Raw genomic sequence first — 16,208 nt, 5'->3', positions numbered from 1 at the left:
CTCGGCCCGCCGTGCCTCGCAGGACCGTGCCGGAGGCGCCTGATCCGGGCGCCTCCGGCCCCCGCTCGCCCGGGGCACCCGCACCCCGGCCCCCGAGAGACGAAGGCAGCAGACCCATGACCCGCACCGCAGTGATCACCGGCCTCGGCGCCACCACCCCCATCGGCGGCGACGTGCCCACGTTCTGGGCCAACGCGCTGAAGGGCGTCTCGGGCGCCGCCACCATGGAGCACGACTGGGTGGAGCAGTACGACCTGCCCGTCACCTTCGCCGCGGAGCTCGCGGTGCCCACCGCCGAGGTGCTCAGCCGGGTCGAGGCCAAGCGCCAGGACCCCGGCACGCAGATGGCCACCGTGGCCGCCCGCGAGGCCTGGAAGGACTCCGGGCTCGAGGGCGCCGAGATCGACCACGACCGCCTGGCCGTCGCCTTCGGCACGGGCATCGGCGGCGTGTGGACCCTCCTCGACGGCTGGGACACCCTGCGCGAGCGCGGGCCGCGCCGTGTGCTGCCCATGACCGTCCCCATGCTCATGCCCAACGGCGCGGCCGGGGCCCTCTCCCTCGAGTTCGGCGCCCGCGCCGGGGCCCGCACCGTGGTCTCCGCCTGCGCCGCGGGCACCGAGGCCCTCGAGACCGCACTGCTGCTCATCCGCTCCGGCCAGGCCGACGTCGTGCTGTGCGGGGCCGCCGAGGCCGCCGTGCACCCGCTGCCGATGGCCGCGTTCGCCGCGATGCAGGCGCTGTCCAAGCGCAACGACGACCCGCAGGCCGCCTCCCGCCCCTACGACGTGGACCGCGACGGCTTCGTCCTCGGCGAGGGTGCCGGCGTCATGGTGGTGGAGTCCGAGGAGCACGCGAAGGCCCGCGGCGCCCGCGTGTACGCCGAGCTGATCGGCGCCGCCGTCTCCTCCGACGCGCATCACATCACCGCCCCGGAGCCCGAGGGCCTCGGCGCCACCCGGGCCCTGCGCTCCGCCCTCCGCGGTGCCGGCGTGGACCCCTCCCAGGTGAGCCACGTGAACGCGCACGCCACCTCGACCCCCAAGGGAGACGCCCCCGAGTACCTCGCGCTGAAGGCAGTCCTCGGAGACCACCTCGACGACGTCCTGGTCTCGGCCACGAAGTCCCAGACCGGCCACCTGCTGGGGGCGTCCGGCGCGATCGAGTCGATCCTCACCGTGCTCGCCGTGCACCACGGCACCGCTCCCGTGACCATCAACCTGGAGCACCAGGACCCCGAGATCCCGCTCAACGTCGTGACCGGCGAGCCGGGCCGCCTGCCCGCGGGGGACCGCGTGGCGCTGAACAACTCCTTCGGCTTCGGCGGCCACAATGCCGTGGCCGTGTTCCGCGGGGTCTGACCCGCACGCCCGACGGCGCCCGTCCCCACGCGGGACGGGCGCCGTCGTCGTGAGGGGGTGCGGGCGAGGGGGCGGTGTCAGCCCGCGCGGTGCAGCCAGCGCACCGGCGCACCGGCGGCGGCGAGGCGGAAGGGCTCCAGCTCCTCGTCCCAGGCCTCGCCCAGGGCGAGTGAGAGCTCGTGGAACACGACCGTGGGGTCGCCCGCGCCCTGCTCGTAGGCGAAGCGGATCCGGTCCTCGGAGACCATGATGTTGCCCGAGACGTCGGTGGCCGCGTGGAAGATGCCCAGGTCCGGGGTGTGGGACCACCGGGACCCGTCCGCGCCGGCGGAGGGCTCCTCGGTGATCTCGAAGCGCAGGTGCGGCCAGCCACGCAGCGCCGAGGCCAGCGACGCGCCGGCGCCCTGCGGGGCCCGCCAGTGCAGCTCCGTGCGGTGCTGCTCGGGCGCGGCCGGCTGCGCCTGCCACTCGACCTCGGTGTGGCCGCCGAGCACGGAGCTCAGGGCCCACTCGACGTGGGGGCACAGCGCGGTGGGTGCGGAGAGGATGTGGACCACGCCGCGGGTGGTGATGGTGTCCATGGGTTCCTCCGGGAGCGATGCGGTGCGTCTTCCCCTACGACCACGCCGCGGACGACGGAACTCCTGTGGCCATTGTGCCGGAGGGTCCGGGGGCGGGCAATGGTCCCGGCTTGAGGGCGTGTCGCGCTCAGGCGCGGGGGTGCGCCTGGCGGTAGCCCTCCCGCAGGCGGTCGATGGACACGTGGGTGTACACCTGCGTGGTCCGCAGGGACGAGTGGCCGAGCAGCTCCTGGACGGTGCGGAGGTCGGCACCGCCGTCGAGCAGGTGGGTGGCGGCGGTGTGGCGAAGGGTGTGCGGGCCGCGGGCCGCCGTGTCGCCGAGCGCCTCGAGCCCGCGGTCGACGACGGCCCGCACCTGCCGCACGCCGAGCCGCCCGCCACGCGCGCCGAGGAAGAGGGCGGGGCCGGACTCCCCCGTGAGCAGGGCGGGGCGTCCGGCGGAGGACCAGAGGTGGACCGCCCGCGCGGCGGGACCGCCGAACGGGACGGTGCGCTGCCGGTCGCCCTTGCCGGTGAGGGTGGCCACGCGGCGCTCCAGGTCCACGTCGTCCCGGTCGAGGGCCACGACCTCGGCGACGCGGGCTCCCGTCGCATAGAGGAGCTCGAGCACGGCCGCATCGCGCAGGGCGACAGCGCGGGCGACGGCGTCGTCGCCCTCCTCCGCTTCGGCGACGCGGGCCTCAGCCCAGTCCAGCAGGCGGCGTGTCTGCAGGTCCTGCAGCACGTGCGGCAGGGAGGAGTCCGGCCGGGGAGAGCGCAGGCGCAGCGCCGGATCGTCGTGGCGCAGGCCCTCGCGGCGCAGCCACGCCATGAACGTGCGCACGGCGGCCACGCGGCGGGCCAGCGTGGTGCGGGCCAGGCCGGCGTGGGCCATGGCGGCGAGCCAGCCACGCAGGTCCTCCACGTCCACCTCCGCGAAGACATCCTGACCGGGGCCCACGTGCGCGGCCAGGTGGCGCAGGTCCGCACGGTAGGCGGACACGGTCCGGGGGCTGCGATTGCGCTCGTGGGTCAGGTGCTCCGCGTACGCCTCAAGCCACGCCGCGTCCCGGGGCGAGGGCGCGGGCACGGCCGCGGACGGCTCGGCCGCCGGGCCTGTGGCGCGAGGACGGGTGCTCATCCCTCCACTGTGCCACCCCCGCCCGGTGCGCGCCGCCATCGGTCCTCCACGCGCTCGGCCAGCCCGGCCCGCTGCAGGCGGGAGAGGACGGCGAGCACGGTGGGCAGGGCCAGGCCCGCGGTGACGGTGAGGCGGTCCACGGGCACGGCGCTGCGCAGCGGGAGGGCGTCGACGACGAGCAGCTCCTCCACGGTGAGGGCGTCCGTGGGCCGCTCGGCGTGCCGCTGCCGGCGCTCCCCCCTCGTCCCCGGCGCCGACGTGGGCGCCACGGATGGTTCGGGCGCCCGGGATGTGCCCGTGTCCGCGGCCGTCCCGCCAGGGGCGCCCCTCCCAGCGGGCCGGCGTACGCCGTCCAGCAGGGCGAGGGCGTCGTCCTCGTCCATCACGAGCCGCGCCGGGGTCTCCTTCAGCAGGCGATGGCAGCCGGCGGAGCTGGGCGCGGTGACGGGCCCCGGGACGACGCCGAGCTCCCGGCCGAGGCCCATCGCGTGGCCGGCGGTGTTCTGCGCGCCGGAGCGCCAGCGCGCCTCGACCACGAGCACGGCGCCGGAGAGCGCGGCGATCAGCCGGTTGCGCTGGAGGAAGCGGTGGCGCGTCGGACTCGCTCCGGGCGGCATCTCCGAGAGGAGCAGCCCGGCCTCCATGACGTCTCGGAGCAGCTCCTCGTGGCCGGCCGGATAGAAGCGGTCGAGGCCGCCGGCCAGCACGGCCATGGTCGGGGCGGACGCCTCCGCTCCCCCGGCCCCGCCACGCTCCTGGGCCGCGTCGAGGGCTGCGCGGTGCGCGGCGCCGTCGATCCCGTATGCCCCGCCCGAGACGACGCACAGGCCGGCTCGGACAGCGTGGCCCACGAACTGGCGCGTCACCGCGCGGCCGTAGGCGGTGGCCTCGCGGCTGCCCACCACGGCGAGGGTGCGGCCGGCAGCGGGCAGCGCGCCCGTCCCGCGGAACCACAACCCCAGCGGGGCGCTCTCGCCGAGGTCCTCCAGTGCGGCCGGCCAGGCGTCGTCCTCCGGGATGAGCAGGCCGCCGCCCAGACGGTGCAGGGCGACGAGGTCGCGCTCGGGGTCCAGATGGGCGGCGCGGGGCGCCCATCGCTGCAGCCCGGCGGACCACCGGCGCGCCAGGCCGTCCGGCGCGCCGGTGTGCTCCGCCAGGAGGTCCCGCTCGGCGGGGTGCAGTGCCGCGCGGCCGGTGAGGAGCGCGAGGGCCCGCTCGGGGCCGAACGCTGCCACGGCGTGCGCCGGAAGCTCGTCCCCGGGCTCCACGAGCCGGGTGAGCGCGGCGCGGGCCACACGGGCGCCGTCGGGGCGGGCGGAGGCGGAGGTGGGGGTGGGGTGGGAGGGATTCACGGCTGTTCCTCGTCTCGGCTGCGCAGGTTCAGGGCCACGTCCGTGTCCTCCGGGGCGGGCCGCTCGCGGCCGCGCAGGTCCGCGAGGGTCCACGCGAGGCGAAGCACCCGGGCGTGGCCGCGAGCGCTGAGCTCGCCCCGGTCCACGGCCGCGTCGGCCGGCTCCCGGGCGACGGCGGGCACCGCGAACGGTCCGTGTCGCAGCACGGGGGCGGGCACGCGGGCGTTGCGGCGCACGTGGGAGGCCACGAGACCGCGCGCGCCGGCCTCCCTCCAGCGGGCGTCCTGGCGCTCCACGGCGGCGTGCACCCTGGCGGCCACGGTGACGAAGTCCTCCGCGGCAGGGGCTCCGGTGAGCTGGTGCGCGCTCACGGGGCGGACCGTCACCTGCAGGTCCACGCGGTCCAGCAGCGGACCGGAGAGCCGGTCGGCGTAGCGCCGGCGCTGGAGCACGGAGCACCGGCAGCGGCTGCCGTTGCCGCCGCCGAAGCCGCAGGGGCACGGGTTCGCGGCGAGGACGAGCTGGAAGCGGGCGGGGTAGGCGACCGTGCCGCGGGAGCGGTGGATCACCACCTCCCCCGACTCGAGGGGCTGGCGCAGGGACTCGAGCGTCCGGCGGTCGAACTCGGGGGCCTCGTCGAGGAAGAGCACGCCGCCGTGGGCCAGGGACACGGCGCCGGGCCGGGCCAGCCCGGCGCCGCCTCCCACGAGGGAGGCGGCCGAGGCCGAGTGGTGCGGGGCCTCGAACGGCGGGCGGCGGTCGAGGCCGCCCGCGTGGGCGCCGATGGCGCGCAGGGAGCGCAGGGCCGCGGTCTCGAGCGCCGTGCGGTCGTCCATGGGCGGGAGGATGCCGGGCAACCGCTCGGCGAGCATCGTCTTGCCCGCGCCGGGCGGGCCCATGAGGAGCAGGTGGTGTCCACCCGCGGCGGCCACCTCGAGGGCGAACCGCGCCTCGCCCTGACCGGCCACCTCCGCGAGGTCGGGCGCCGGAGTGCACCCGGGCCCGCGGGCCTCCGGGGAGGTGGAGCCCTCCTCTCCGCCGGATCCGGCGCGGCCGGCGCCGAGCACGTGCCCGTCCGGCTCGGGCGGGACAGTCCCCTCGGGCGAGCCGCCGAAGGCTCGGATCACGTGGTGCAGGTGGGCGTAGCCCCGGACGCGGGCACCGGGGACGAGCTCGGCGTCGGCGACCGCCTCCTGCGCCACCACGATGTCCCGATGGCCGGCGTCCACCGCGGCGAGCACCATGGCCACGGTCTCCGGGGCCCGGTGCAGCGTTCCGTCCAAGCCGAGCTCCGCCAGGAACACGGGCCCGTCCACACCGCGCACCCGCCCGTCCGCGGCGTAGGCGGCGAGCACGATGGCGAGGTCGTGGCACGCGCCGCGCTTCTGCACGCCGGCCGGGAGCAGGTTCACGGTCAGGTGCCGGCGGGTCAGCGGCAGGCCGGCGTTGCGGGCGGCGGAGCGGATGCGGTCACGGCTCTCCTGCAGGGCCTGGTCCGGCAGTCCCAGCAGGGTGAAGCCGGGAAGGGACTGGGCGATGTCGGCCTCCACGTCCACCACGTCGCCGCGCAGCCCGGCCAGGGAGATCGACCGCGTGCGACCGATACGGCTCACGGCCGCACGTCCGTGACGAGGTCGAAGCGGACGCCCCCGGTGCGCGGCACGAGGACGGCGACGGCATCCACGCGCCACGGGGCCGGATGCCGCCCCTCGCTGTGGGTGCGCACCCACTCGGCCATGAGGCGGTGCAGGCGCAGGAGCTTGCGCCGGGTGATGGCCTCGAGGGGATCGCCGAAGGCGAGCCCCGAGCGGGTCTTCACCTCCACGCCCACCCACCAGCCGGCGTGGTGGGCCACGATGTCCAGCTCGCCCGCCCCGCCGCGCCAGTTCCGCTCGGCGATGACATAGCCGCGCTCCGTGAGCCAGCGCGCGGCCGCGTCCTCCCCGAAGCGGCCCAGCGCCGTGTGCGCGCTGCTGCCCCGCCCCTGTGCGCCGCCGCCCGGCGGCGCCGTCTCCCCGGTCCTCGTCATGGTGACCACCTCCGCCACCAGGGTGCGGGAGGCGGATGGGCCTGCGCCGGGCCGCGGGCCTGCTGTGAGGGAGGGGACGCCTGTGCAGGAGCGGTGGGATCGCGCCGGCCCCCGCGACTCAGCCCGGCAGCCGGCCGTCCTGCGGGACCTGGAGGTCCTCGGCGGGCAGCTCCTCGATGTTCACGTCCTTGAAGGTGAGCACCCGCACACGCTTGATGAACCGCGCGCTGCGGTACACGTCCCAGACCCAGGCGTCCTCGAGGACCAGCTCGAAGAACACGTCTCCGTCGGCCTGGTGCGGCGTGAGGGTGACGCCGTTGGCGAGGTAGAAGCGGCGCTCCGTCTCCACCACGTAGCGGAAGAGGCCCACGACGTCCCGGTACTCGCGGTAGAGCGTGAGCTCCGCCTCGGCCTCGAAGTCCTCCACATCGTCCGCGCTCATGGCAGGACCTCCTCAATGCTCGGCAGGGCATCCGGGCGGCCGGGCGGGCCGGACGGATGCAGACCCGTCCATCCTGCCTCGCGCCGGGACTCGCGTCGAACGCGGCGAGCCCGGTCGACGCCCGCGGGCTCAGTCGAACAGCGTGGGGGCGGGGTCGCCGTCGGGCAGGCCGAGGTTCCACGAGCGCCGGTGGTGCGTGGTGGCGCCGAGCCGCTGCAGCGCGGCGCGGTGGGCGGCCGCGCCGTAGCCCTTGTTGCCCGACCAGCCGTAGGCGGGGTGCTCGGCGTGGAGCATGGTCATGGTGTCGTCGCGGCCGACCTTGGCCGCGATCGAGGCCGCCGCCACGGTGGCGGACTGGTCCTCCGCGCGGACCACCATGCGGGGCACGGGCGGCACCGGGGCGGGTGCGTCGGCGGGGGCACCGCGCGTGAGCCAGTCGTCCCGGCCGTCCAGGATCAGGGCGACCGGCTCGGCGTCGAGCGCGGAGCACAGCCCGGCCCACGCCCGGTGCCCGGCGAGGCTGAGGGCCGCGCTGAGCCCCAGGGCGTCGATCTCGGCGGGGCTCGCCTCGCCGAGGCTCACGCCCGCGGCCCACGCGGTGATCTCGGGGACGAGCGCGCGGCGCCGCCGATCGGTCAGTGCCTTGGAGTCCCGCACCGCGGGGATCGTCCCGGAGGCCGGGGCCCACGCGGCGCACGCCCCGACGACGACGGGCCCGGCCAGCGCACCCCGGCCGACCTCGTCCATGCCGGCCACGAGCCAGGGGCCCGCGGGGGCGGAGGTGGACCCGTCCCCGGCGACCTCGGCCGCCAGCGCGACCTCGAGGTGCAGCCCGGCGCGCACCGCCGTGCGCGGCGAGCTCCCCGCGCGCTGCGCGGCGGGGCTCATGCGTGCCGTCCCGGCTCGGGGACGTCCGCGAACGGCGCCGGGTCCGAGCCCGCCGGGCCGATCCGCTCGAGGGGCCATACGATCGCGACGGCGCGCCCCACGACGTCGTCCGCGGCCACGAACCCTCCGCCCGGGCCGTCCCGGTGGTAGCGCGAGTCGGCGGAGGCCTGCCGGTTGTCCCCGAGCACCCACAGCTGCCCGGCGGGCACGGTGACCTCGAACGGGACCTCGGAGGCCGCCACGCCCGGCGCCAGGTAGGGCTCCTCCACGGGCTCCCCGTTGACGCTGACGTGCTCGTCCCCGGGCTGCCAGGCCACCGTGTCCCCCGGCAGGCCCACCACGCGCTTGGCCACGTGCGACCGGGCGTCCTCCGGGGCGAGCCCCACGAAGCGCGCCGCCTCGCCCAGCGGATCGCCCGGGCCGGCGGCCGGCGGCAGCCAGCCCTTCGTGTCGCGGAACACGACGACGTCGCCGCGCTCGAGGGGGGACGCGTCAGGCACGCGCAGGTCCACGGCCACGCGGTCCCCCTGCTCGAGCGTGGGCGCCATCGAGCCCGAGGGGATGAAGAACATGCGCAGCACGAACGTCTTGACCAGCAGGAGCGCGCCCAGGGTCAGGAGCACGACGAGGAGCACCCGCCGCGCCAAGGGGCCCCACCGCGGGCGCCGGGAGGGGCGGGTCTCGGCGCGATGCGCGCCCGCGCCGGAGGGCACGGCCGGGACGGACTCGGGCGCGGCCGGATCGGCACGCGGCGGGACGGGGTCACCCATGCGCGGCCTCCCCCGGAGCAGCGGCGCCGTCCACGGGGCCGCGGCGGTCCAGCGGCCACACGACCTCCTCGGCCGTGCCGAGCACCGAATCGAGGGGGATGAGCCCCCCGCCGGGGGCGCCGAGGAGGGCACGGGAGTCGCGGGAGTCCGCCCGGTTGTCGCCGAGCACGACCATCCGGCCCGCCGGCACCTCGAAGCGCCACGGACGCTCCGAGGCCGGCTCGGCGGCGGTGACGGCACGCCCGAGGTAGGGCTCGTCGAGCGGAGTGCCGTTCACCGTGAGGCGGCCGTCGGCGGCGCAGCACTGCACCGTGTCCCCGGGCAGGCCGGCGACGCGCTTGACGAACACGTCCTCCCTCGCGGCGGTGCCCCACCACTGGGCCACGTCCTCGAGGCCGGCCTCGAGCGAGCCGCGGGAGCGGTACGGCGCCAGGCTGCCGCCGCCGTCGAACACCACCACGTCCCCGCGCTCCAGGCCCGCCCCGCCGGCCGCGGACGCGTCGATCCGCACCCGGTCGCCCGGCAGCAGGGTCGGCTCCATCGAGGCGGACGGAATGAGCAGCACGGCACCGGTCACGGCGCGCAGCACGGCGGCCAGCACGACCCCGGCCACCACGGTGAGCGCGACCCAGGGCCACCAGCCGGCCGCCCCAGCGGCGTCCGCGGACCGGGCATCCCGGGCGGCCGGCGCGCCGGATCCGGATGCGCGGGAGCCCCGCGACCGAGACGGGTCACGGGGCTCCGGATGCGACATGGGTGTGCTCAGGCCGCGCGAACGCGGCCGAAGCGGATCACTTGACGTCGGCGCGCTTCTCGCGGATGCGGGCGGCCTTGCCGTGGCGGTCGCGCATGTAGTAGAGCTTCGCGCGGCGCACGTCGCCCTTGGTGACGAGCTCGATCTTGTCGATGACCGGGGAGTGCACCGGGAAGACGCGCTCCACGCCGACGCCGAAGGTCACCTTGCGGACGCGGAAGGTCTCGCGGACGCCCTCGCCCTGGCGGCCCATGACGTAGCCCTGGAAGACCTGCACGCGGGCGGTCTTGCCCTCGATGATGTTGACGTGGACCTTGACGGTGTCGCCGGGGCCGAACTCCGGGATGTCGGTGCGCAGCGTGGACTTGTCGAAGGAATCAAGGATGTGCATGTTCATCTCTCCTGGTGGACGCCACAGGTCATCCACGTGGTACTCGGGTCTGCGGCTGTCCGCCGCGCGTCGCGCGGTCGGGATGCCGGATCCCGTGAGCCTGGTCCGGGCGCGCCTGTTGGGCTCCCGGTGGTCCTGCCGTCGACGTCCGCCCCCTGTGGCAGGTCGGGCGTCCGGTGGACCGACAGTCGATTATGCCACAGCCGGGCTCAGCGCTCGGAACCGTCCGGGCCCGGCGCCGTGAACGCGCCCCACAGGTCCGGGCGGCGGTCCCGCGTCCGCTCCTCCTGCTGGGAGCGGCGCCACGCGGCCACCTTGCCGTGGTCGCCCGAGAGCAGCACGGGGGGCACCTCACGGTCCCGCCACACCGAGGGCTTCGTGTACACGGGATACTCGAGCAGCCCGTCCTCATGGGACTCCTCAACGAGGGACTCCGGGTTGCCCACCACGCCCGGCACGAGCCGCCCGATGGCCTCGATCATGGCCAGCGCGGCCACCTCTCCGCCGTTGAGGACGTAGTCGCCCAGAGAGACCAGGCGGACCTCGAAGCGCTCCTCGGCCCAGCCGAACACCCGCTCGTCGATGCCCTCGTAGCGCCCGCACGCGAAGGACACGTGCTCCCGCCGGGCGAGCTCGCGGGCGGTGGCCTGCGTGAACGGGCGGCCGGACGGGGTGGGGACGACGAGGACGGGCCGCTCCCCCACCGCGGGTGCGGGGCTCGCCGCGGCCACGTGCTCGAGGGCCAGCGCCCACGGCTCGGCCTTCATCACCATGCCGGCACCGCCTCCGTAGGGGGTGTCGTCCACCGTGCGGTGCCGGTCGAACGTGAAGTCGCGCAGGTGGTGGACGTGCACGTCCACGAGGCCCTCGCGGCGCGCCTTCCCCAGGAGGGAGACGTCCAGGACGGCCAGGTACTCGGGGAAGATCGTGACGACGTCGAAGCGCACGGGCGGCTCAGCGCTCCTCGTCCGCGGCGGCCGCGGCATCGTCGCCCAGCGCGAGCTCGAGGAGCCCGGGCGGCGGGGTGAGCATGAGGGTGCCGGCCTCGAGGTCGACCTCGGGGACGATCTCCTCGACGAACGGCACGAGCGCCTCGGCGTCCGCGTCGTCGAGGGCCACCTGAAGCAGGTCCTGGGCGTCTCCGGTGATCAGTCCCGTCACCACGCCCACGCGGGCGCCGTCCACGAGCACGGCGAGGTCCACGAGGTCGTCCTCGTACCACTCGTCCGACTGCTCGGCCTCCAGGGGCGAGGCGAAGAGCTGGAGGCCGCGCCACGCCTCGGCCGTGTTCCGGTCCGGGCACTCCTCGAAGGCGACGACGAGGATCTGCTTGTTCCACCGGGCCCTGACCACCGTGAGATGCGCGGGCATGCCGGCGCCGGCGCCGCGCACCTCGAGGACCTCGCCGGGGGCGAAGCGGGCGTCCGGGTCGTCCGTGAAGACCTGGACCGTCACCTCGCCGCGGATGCCGTGGGGCTTGCCGATCCGGGCGACGCGGACCAGGGCGTCCTCGGCGGGCGTGACGGGGGTGGGGCTCATGCGGTGTCCTTCGCGGTGGCGCGGCGTCGGCCGCTCAGCGAGGCAGCTGTGGGCCCACCGGGAGGTGGGCCAGGTAGCTGACGCCGCTGATGTTGTACGGGAACGAGATCCCCATGATTTCACGGATGCCGGTGTGCATGCCCCAGGCGGCCGCGGCGAAGGCCAGGCCGAGCCGTCGGTCCAGCAGGCTCAGCGGCGCGCCCAGCTCCACCGCGAGGGAGACGACCGCCATCAGGGCGAACAGCCGTTCCCGGTGGTACAGCGCCGTGCCCGCGGCGGGCTTCTGCGAGCCGAACAGGTCCTTGCGCAGGCCGTCGATCGCGATCTGCCCGCGCAGGACGTCCCCGGAGGCCCAGCCGAATCCCACCGTGCTGCGCACCTTGGCCACGCCGGAGATGAAGTACACCGCGCTGGTGACCGCGTTGAGCATCACGGGCACCGCGCCGTAGCGGCGCCCGAAGACCGCGGGCGCCAGGCGCCGCCGCATCACGAGGGCGTCCACGCTGAGGGCGTCCGCGCTCGGGCTCGTGCCCAGCACCATCTGGTGGAGCACGAGCATGTTGTCGTTGTGGTAGATCATGCCCCACGAGTTGCGGTAGGTGAGGGTCCACAGCTGCAGGGCCGCGTTGAGCGGCCCCGTGACACGGTGGGCGACCCCCAGCGTGGCCAGCACGTTGACGGCCTGCGCGGCGTCGTGGATCCGGTCGGCCACCTCCGGGCGCAGCGGACGCCGCAGGACGCGGACCACGCCGACGGGCGCGAAGCGTTGGGGATCCTGGGCGTGCACGCCGCGCAGGAGGGCGCGGCGGCGCGAGTGGTGCCGTGCCGCGCACAGGCCCACGCCGATCCGCAGCACCGCGGGGCGCGCCGGGGTGGCCGCGGGACGCAGCGTGTCCACCGCCCACTGCCGGATCCGCGCGCCGTTCACCGGGCCACCCCGTTCGCGATCTCGTCCGCCGTGCGCTCCTCGCGCACCGCGACGGCGGTCCCGCCCAGCTCACAGCGGGCCAGCACCGTCTCCCGATGCGGGAGGCGGTGCCCGCTGTAGTAGTCGTCGAACCGGAAGCGCGAGCGCACCACCTCCACCCGCTGGACGGCCGCCTCGCGGCGGCGCCGCGCTGCCCCCTGACCGCTGCCGCTCGGAAGCCGGTCTCCGAGGGCGGCCCGCTGCTCCGCGAGGGAGTCGGCGTACGTCTGCGCCACCAGCGCCGCGTCGCCGCGCCGGATGGCCCGGGAGACCTGCTTGCGGACTTGATTCAGCCCGCCGCCGCCGAAATGGCGCGTGTCCGGGATGACGCGCTCTCCCCCCTCGGTGAGGCCGATCACGTGCGGCACGTAGGTGGAGCGGCCGCGGTGCTCGGAGAACATCGGGTAGGTGGAGAGCGGGAAGGAGTCCAGGCGGAACTTCGGCGCGTCGTTGCCGGAGAGCTGCGGCCCCGCGTAGGCGCGCAGGGGCCACAGGAGCACCGCGACGCCGGCCGCCCCCGCCGCGATCCCCCAGGCGTCCCGGGCCGTCGGGGCGGGGGCCGGCTCGCGCACGCGCAGAGGCGGCCGGGCGGCGGGGGCGAAGGGATGCGGTCGGGACACGGGGTGGCTCCTGTCGATGCGGGCGGTGCTGCTCGGTGCGGGCGGGTCGGGGCGGCCGGCCCGCACCTCCAGCGTGGGCGAGCGCGATGAGATCAGGATGAGGCCGGGGCCGGCTCCAGCAGCAGGCGCACGGTCGTGCCCTCCGCCTCCACCTCGTCCCCCCCGTGGATGCGCAGCTCCCCGCCCATGGCGCCCATGAGCCCGTGCGCGACGGCGAGGCCCAGGCCGTTGCCCGGCGCGGGGTCGTTCGAGGCGACCGCGAGGCGCGCCGTCAGGCCGGCGCGCTCCTCCTCGGGCACGCCCCGCCCCCGGTCCGTGACGTCGATCGCCACCCGCTCGCCCTCCTGCGTGGCGAGGGCGTGGACCCGCACGAGGATCGTCCGATCCGTGGGGTGGAGGGAGGAGACGTCGACGCCGCCCGGCGCATCCGCCGGGATGTGCACTGCGTCGCGGGCGTTGTCGAGGACCTCCTCGAGGACCTGCACCAGGCGTGCCGGCTCGGCCCGTGCGGCCGGCACGGAGGGGTCGGCCTCGACGCGCACCTCGACGCCGCTGCCGTCCTGGTCCGCCCGCTCCCGCCAGCCCCGGGCGGCGACCGCGACGATGTCGGCGGGATCCACGGCCACGGACTCGACGGCCAGGTCGGCACTGCCGAGGCGCGTGAGCAGCGCGAGGTCGTCGAGCAGCTCCCGGGCCCGTGTGGCCTCGGCCGCCAGCTCGTCCGCCGTCGTCCGCCAATGCGCCGCGGTGCCCCCGGGGCTGCGCAGGCCCGCCTCGAGCATCGCGGAGGAGGTCCGCAGTGTCAGGGTGATGTCCTGCGCGAAGGAGCGTTCCCGCGCGAGGGCGCGATCGGCCCGGCGCAGCAGCCGGTTGGCGCCCTTCGCCAGCGCCGCGTACTCGTCCGAGCCCTCCTCCGGGAGGCGGGGCACCCCGCGTCCCCGTGCCGCACGGCGCACCGCCGCGTCGAACTCGGCGGTGTGCCCCAGGATGCGCCCGGCCAGGATCCACGCGGCCAGGCCCGTCGCCGCCAGGCCCGCGAGCGCGAGCAGCCCGAGCAGCAGAGCCTGCACGGCCACCTGCTCCTCCACATGGCGGTGGAGCACGGCGACGACGATGTGCCCCGTCTGCTCTCCGGCCCGGATCGTGACGTTCGCCCAGGAGACGGTCCCCTGCACCGGGTCGGTCATGCGGCCCGAGCGGTCGGGGACGAGCAGGGCCTCGCGGGTCGCGGCATCGAGGGCCTCGAAGCCGACGGCCCGCTCCCCGGCGCGCTGGCCGATCACGGGGACGGCGTCGGAACCTCCGACGATGAGCTCCGAGGGCTCGGCGCGCTGGCGTTCGAGGTAGAGCTCCACGAAGCGGTCGGGGCCGGTGACCTGCTCGCCGGTGGCCGGGTCGAGTCCGTTGGCGGCGAACACCCCGACCTCCTCGACCTCCTGCGTGATGGAGGTGCGGATGCCGTCCTCGGCCATCCAGCGCAGTGCGAACACGAGGGAGCCGAGCAGCAGCGCCATGCCGAGCCCGGAGATGAGCACGATCCACGCGACGACGCGGATGCGCGCGGGTGCGGAGAGGCTGCCCGTGGGCCGTGTGCGTGTCATTCGTCGTCCCCTTCGAGGTCGTCACCGGGCTGGTCCCGGACGGAGGCGCCGGTGCGGCGCAGGTCGGCCAGCTCCGCGGCGGAGCAGCGGACGGGAGGACCGAACGGGTCGCGGTCCGTGCCGGCGAGGTAGGTGGTGGGGCGTGGGCCCCGCGCGCGGGTCTGCTCGTGCGGAAGGGCGGCCACGACCGCGGGGGCCGTCTCGTCCACGTTCCACACGTCGTAGTGCTCGAGCAGGTGGTGGGGGTTCGCGCTGCGCAGGATCACGCAGCCGGGGTAGTCACGCAGGATCCGCGCGAGGATCGGGCGGTCCACGGTGTCCAGCTGGTCCTCGATGTGCAGGAGCAGGAGCAGGGGCGGCTCGCCTGCCACGGCGCGCGCGATCTTCAGCAGCGCCCGCTCGTTCACGCTGAGGGGCTCGCCGCCGCGGGTCAAGCGCGTGCGCTCCCCATCCGGCAGCCGGGCGATCCGCTCCGCCATGCCCACGCGCCCCAGCAACGACCGCACGGCCTCGTCGCCGGCGTCGGGCACCCGGTAGCGCAGGACGCGGGAGATGGAGCCGCGCTCGAGGGGCACGTCCCGGGAGGCGATCCCGAGGAGGCCGCGCCGCTCCTTGGCCGTCATCGCGTTCAGGTGGCGCCCGTCCACGGTGATCCAGGCCTCCGAGCCGGGCACGTCCCCGGTGATCTCCCGGGTCACGCGGTGCAGCCGTTCGGGCGAGCCGCCCGTCAGCAGCACGCGCGCCCCCGGGGCCGCCACGAGCGCAGGGATGCTCCCGACGTCGTCCCGCAGGTCCGCCACATGGACCGAGCCGCGGGCGGCGCCGCCCCGGGCCGCCCGGTGGCGCATCCGCCGCTGGGCCCGCTCCTGGAGGCGCTCCCGCTCACGGTGTCGACGCGCGTTCTCCACGAGGGGCAGCAGGATGCGGGTGGCCGCGTTGTAGTTCTGCCGGTACTCCCCCACGCGTCCCAGATCGGTGACGGGCGCACCCAGCATGCCGGCGATGAACACGGAGGTGGTGACCGCGGCGCCGGTGGACCCGGCGAGGCTGCCCGTGATCGCCACGAGCACGCCGAGGAGCGTGGTGATGGAGGCGGCCGAGCCGCGCATCGTGCCCGAGACCAGGGCACGCCGGTGAGCGGCCTCCTGGATCTGTCCGGAGATCCTGTCCACGCGTCCGACCTCGCGGCGCACGCCGCCCGAGGTGCGGATCCCCTCGGCTGCGGTGACGGCGTCCGCGACGTGCCCGGCCATCTTCCCACGCACGCGCCGCAGCGCCACGGCACGGCGGAAGAACACCCGGGAGAGCAGCCACATGGCCACACCGAACACGGCGAGGACGCCCAGGACCACCATGCCGAGCACGGGCAGGAGGATCACGAGCCCCCCGACGACCCCGAACACGAGGGGCACGCCCACCACGATCGGGCTGATGCCCAGGGAGACCCAGTTCTTCACCGCGGTCAAGTCGTTCGTGGTGCGGGCGATCGTGCTGCCCAGATTGGCGCTGCGCTCCGGCACGAGGGCGCTCGTCACGAGGAGCCGGCGGACCTCCCGGACGTAGTCCTGGCCGAGGTCCTCGGCGATGACGCGCTCTCCGATGCGGGCGCCGCCCACGCCGAGGGCCGCCGTCAGGAGCGCGAGGGCCAGCCCCCACGCCGCCGGGCCGGACGTGAGCAGGCGCGGGGTGAGGACCGCGACCAGGAGGGAGAGCGCCGCCTGGAGGAGGCCCAGGCCGGCGAGCCAGAGGAAGAGGCGCCGCCGTCGACCGGTGAAGAGCGTCGGCATGGCCGC

General features: G+C 76.0%; 17 protein-coding genes. 1 reads left to right on the top strand and 16 read right to left on the bottom strand.

Going from position 1 to position 16,208, the window contains the following annotated elements; all coding sequences use genetic code 11:
* Window positions 1-116 precede the first annotated feature (116 nt).
* Window positions 117-1,361: a beta-ketoacyl-ACP synthase II gene (gene fabF, locus LG274_RS00955; RefSeq protein WP_298984506.1), complete on the top strand. Its 1,245-nt coding sequence runs from the start codon at window positions 117-119 to the stop codon at window positions 1,359-1,361.
* Between the two features lie 77 nt (window positions 1,362-1,438).
* On the opposite strand, the gene LG274_RS00950 is transcribed toward fabF, so the two are convergent.
* From LG274_RS00950 to LG274_RS00875, 16 genes are all read right to left on the bottom strand, one after another.
* Window positions 1,439-1,942: a DUF3145 domain-containing protein gene (locus LG274_RS00950; protein ID WP_298984508.1), complete on the bottom strand. Its 504-nt coding sequence runs from the start codon at window positions 1,940-1,942 to the stop codon at window positions 1,439-1,441.
* Between the two features lie 127 nt (window positions 1,943-2,069).
* Window positions 2,070-3,062, bottom strand: a complete 993-nt coding sequence (locus tag LG274_RS00945; protein WP_298984511.1) for a tyrosine recombinase XerC — start codon at window positions 3,060-3,062, stop codon at window positions 2,070-2,072.
* Complete coding sequence (locus tag LG274_RS00940) at window positions 3,059-4,414, bottom strand: DNA-processing protein DprA (protein ID WP_298984514.1); 1,356 nt, start codon at window positions 4,412-4,414, stop codon at window positions 3,059-3,061. Before LG274_RS00940 ends, LG274_RS00945 begins: the two co-directional genes overlap by 4 nt.
* On the bottom strand, window positions 4,411-6,027 hold the full coding sequence (locus LG274_RS00935; RefSeq protein ID WP_404464877.1) for a YifB family Mg chelatase-like AAA ATPase: 1,617 nt from the start codon (window positions 6,025-6,027) through the stop codon (window positions 4,411-4,413). Before LG274_RS00935 ends, LG274_RS00940 begins: the two co-directional genes overlap by 4 nt.
* Window positions 6,024-6,443, bottom strand: a complete 420-nt coding sequence (locus tag LG274_RS00930; RefSeq protein ID WP_298984519.1) for a YraN family protein — start codon at window positions 6,441-6,443, stop codon at window positions 6,024-6,026. The genes LG274_RS00935 and LG274_RS00930 overlap by 4 nt, the downstream gene beginning before the upstream one ends.
* Before the next feature lie 118 nt (window positions 6,444-6,561).
* Complete coding sequence (locus tag LG274_RS00925; protein WP_298713260.1) at window positions 6,562-6,885, bottom strand: DUF2469 domain-containing protein; 324 nt, start codon at window positions 6,883-6,885, stop codon at window positions 6,562-6,564.
* Window positions 6,886-7,014: 129 nt separating this feature from the next.
* Window positions 7,015-7,773: a ribonuclease HII gene (locus LG274_RS00920; protein ID WP_298984521.1), complete on the bottom strand. Its 759-nt coding sequence runs from the start codon at window positions 7,771-7,773 to the stop codon at window positions 7,015-7,017.
* Window positions 7,770-8,543, bottom strand: coding sequence for a signal peptidase I (gene lepB, locus LG274_RS00915; protein ID WP_298984524.1), 774 nt, complete (start codon window positions 8,541-8,543; stop codon window positions 7,770-7,772). Before lepB (LG274_RS00915) ends, LG274_RS00920 begins: the two co-directional genes overlap by 4 nt.
* Window positions 8,536-9,297 (bottom strand): signal peptidase I, encoded by a 762-nt coding sequence (lepB, locus tag LG274_RS00910; RefSeq protein ID WP_298713255.1) that lies wholly within the window; start codon window positions 9,295-9,297, stop codon window positions 8,536-8,538. The genes lepB (LG274_RS00915) and lepB (LG274_RS00910) overlap by 8 nt, the downstream gene beginning before the upstream one ends.
* A 37-nt stretch (window positions 9,298-9,334) precedes the next feature.
* On the bottom strand, window positions 9,335-9,688 hold the full coding sequence (gene rplS / locus LG274_RS00905; protein WP_298984527.1) for a 50S ribosomal protein L19: 354 nt from the start codon (window positions 9,686-9,688) through the stop codon (window positions 9,335-9,337).
* A 209-nt stretch (window positions 9,689-9,897) separates the two neighbouring features.
* On the bottom strand, window positions 9,898-10,635 hold the full coding sequence (gene trmD, locus LG274_RS00900) for a tRNA (guanosine(37)-N1)-methyltransferase TrmD (protein WP_248115059.1): 738 nt from the start codon (window positions 10,633-10,635) through the stop codon (window positions 9,898-9,900).
* Window positions 10,636-10,642: 7 nt separating this feature from the next.
* Window positions 10,643-11,227 carry a ribosome maturation factor RimM gene (rimM, locus tag LG274_RS00895; protein ID WP_298984531.1) on the bottom strand — a complete coding sequence of 195 codons (585 nt, stop codon included), beginning with the start codon at window positions 11,225-11,227 and terminating at the stop codon, window positions 10,643-10,645.
* A 34-nt stretch (window positions 11,228-11,261) separates the two neighbouring features.
* Window positions 11,262-12,155 carry a hypothetical protein gene (locus tag LG274_RS00890; protein WP_298984534.1) on the bottom strand — a complete coding sequence of 298 codons (894 nt, stop codon included), beginning with the start codon at window positions 12,153-12,155 and terminating at the stop codon, window positions 11,262-11,264.
* Entirely contained in the window at window positions 12,152-12,814 is a 663-nt protein-coding gene (locus tag LG274_RS00885) for a hypothetical protein (protein WP_298984537.1), read from the bottom strand. The genes LG274_RS00890 and LG274_RS00885 overlap by 4 nt, the downstream gene beginning before the upstream one ends.
* 92 nt (window positions 12,815-12,906) lie before the next feature.
* Window positions 12,907-14,415 carry a sensor histidine kinase gene (locus tag LG274_RS00880; protein WP_404464872.1) on the bottom strand — a complete coding sequence of 503 codons (1,509 nt, stop codon included), beginning with the start codon at window positions 14,413-14,415 and terminating at the stop codon, window positions 12,907-12,909.
* The gene (locus LG274_RS00875) at window positions 14,412-16,202 is read right to left on the bottom strand and encodes an ABC transporter ATP-binding protein (protein WP_298984543.1); all 1,791 of its coding nucleotides are present in this window, start codon (window positions 16,200-16,202) and stop codon (window positions 14,412-14,414) included. Before LG274_RS00875 ends, LG274_RS00880 begins: the two co-directional genes overlap by 4 nt.
* Between the last annotated feature and the right edge of the window lie 6 nt (window positions 16,203-16,208).

The sequence above is a fragment of the Micrococcus antarcticus genome, assembly GCF_044872765.1.
Lineage (GTDB): Bacteria > Actinomycetota > Actinomycetes > Actinomycetales > Micrococcaceae > Micrococcus.
The sequence above is the reverse complement of the archived record's forward strand: the minus strand, read 5'-3'. Positions and strand labels throughout refer to the sequence as shown.

Bases quoted from the DNA above. Each gene is read 5' to 3' on its own strand.
- lepB (WP_298984524.1), bottom strand. From the start codon at position 8,543: ATGGGTGACCCCGTCCCGCCGCGTGCCGATCCGGCCGCGCCCGAGTCC.
- rimM (WP_298984531.1), bottom strand. From the start codon at position 11,227: ATGAGCCCCACCCCCGTCACGCCCGCCGAGGACGCCCTGGTCCGCGTC.
- lepB (WP_298713255.1), bottom strand. From the start codon at position 9,297: ATGTCGCATCCGGAGCCCCGTGACCCGTCTCGGTCGCGGGGCTCCCGC.
- LG274_RS00920 (WP_298984521.1), bottom strand. From the start codon at position 7,773: ATGAGCCCCGCCGCGCAGCGCGCGGGGAGCTCGCCGCGCACGGCGGTG.
- LG274_RS00950 (WP_298984508.1), bottom strand. From the start codon at position 1,942: ATGGACACCATCACCACCCGCGGCGTGGTCCACATCCTCTCCGCACCC.
- LG274_RS00945 (WP_298984511.1), bottom strand. From the start codon at position 3,062: ATGAGCACCCGTCCTCGCGCCACAGGCCCGGCGGCCGAGCCGTCCGCG.
- fabF (WP_298984506.1), top strand. From the start codon at position 117: ATGACCCGCACCGCAGTGATCACCGGCCTCGGCGCCACCACCCCCATC.
- rplS (WP_298984527.1), bottom strand. From the start codon at position 9,688: ATGCACATCCTTGATTCCTTCGACAAGTCCACGCTGCGCACCGACATC.
- LG274_RS00880 (WP_404464872.1), bottom strand. From the start codon at position 14,415: ATGACACGCACACGGCCCACGGGCAGCCTCTCCGCACCCGCGCGCATC.
- LG274_RS00930 (WP_298984519.1), bottom strand. From the start codon at position 6,443: ATGACGAGGACCGGGGAGACGGCGCCGCCGGGCGGCGGCGCACAGGGG.
- LG274_RS00925 (WP_298713260.1), bottom strand. From the start codon at position 6,885: ATGAGCGCGGACGATGTGGAGGACTTCGAGGCCGAGGCGGAGCTCACG.
- LG274_RS00875 (WP_298984543.1), bottom strand. From the start codon at position 16,202: ATGCCGACGCTCTTCACCGGTCGACGGCGGCGCCTCTTCCTCTGGCTC.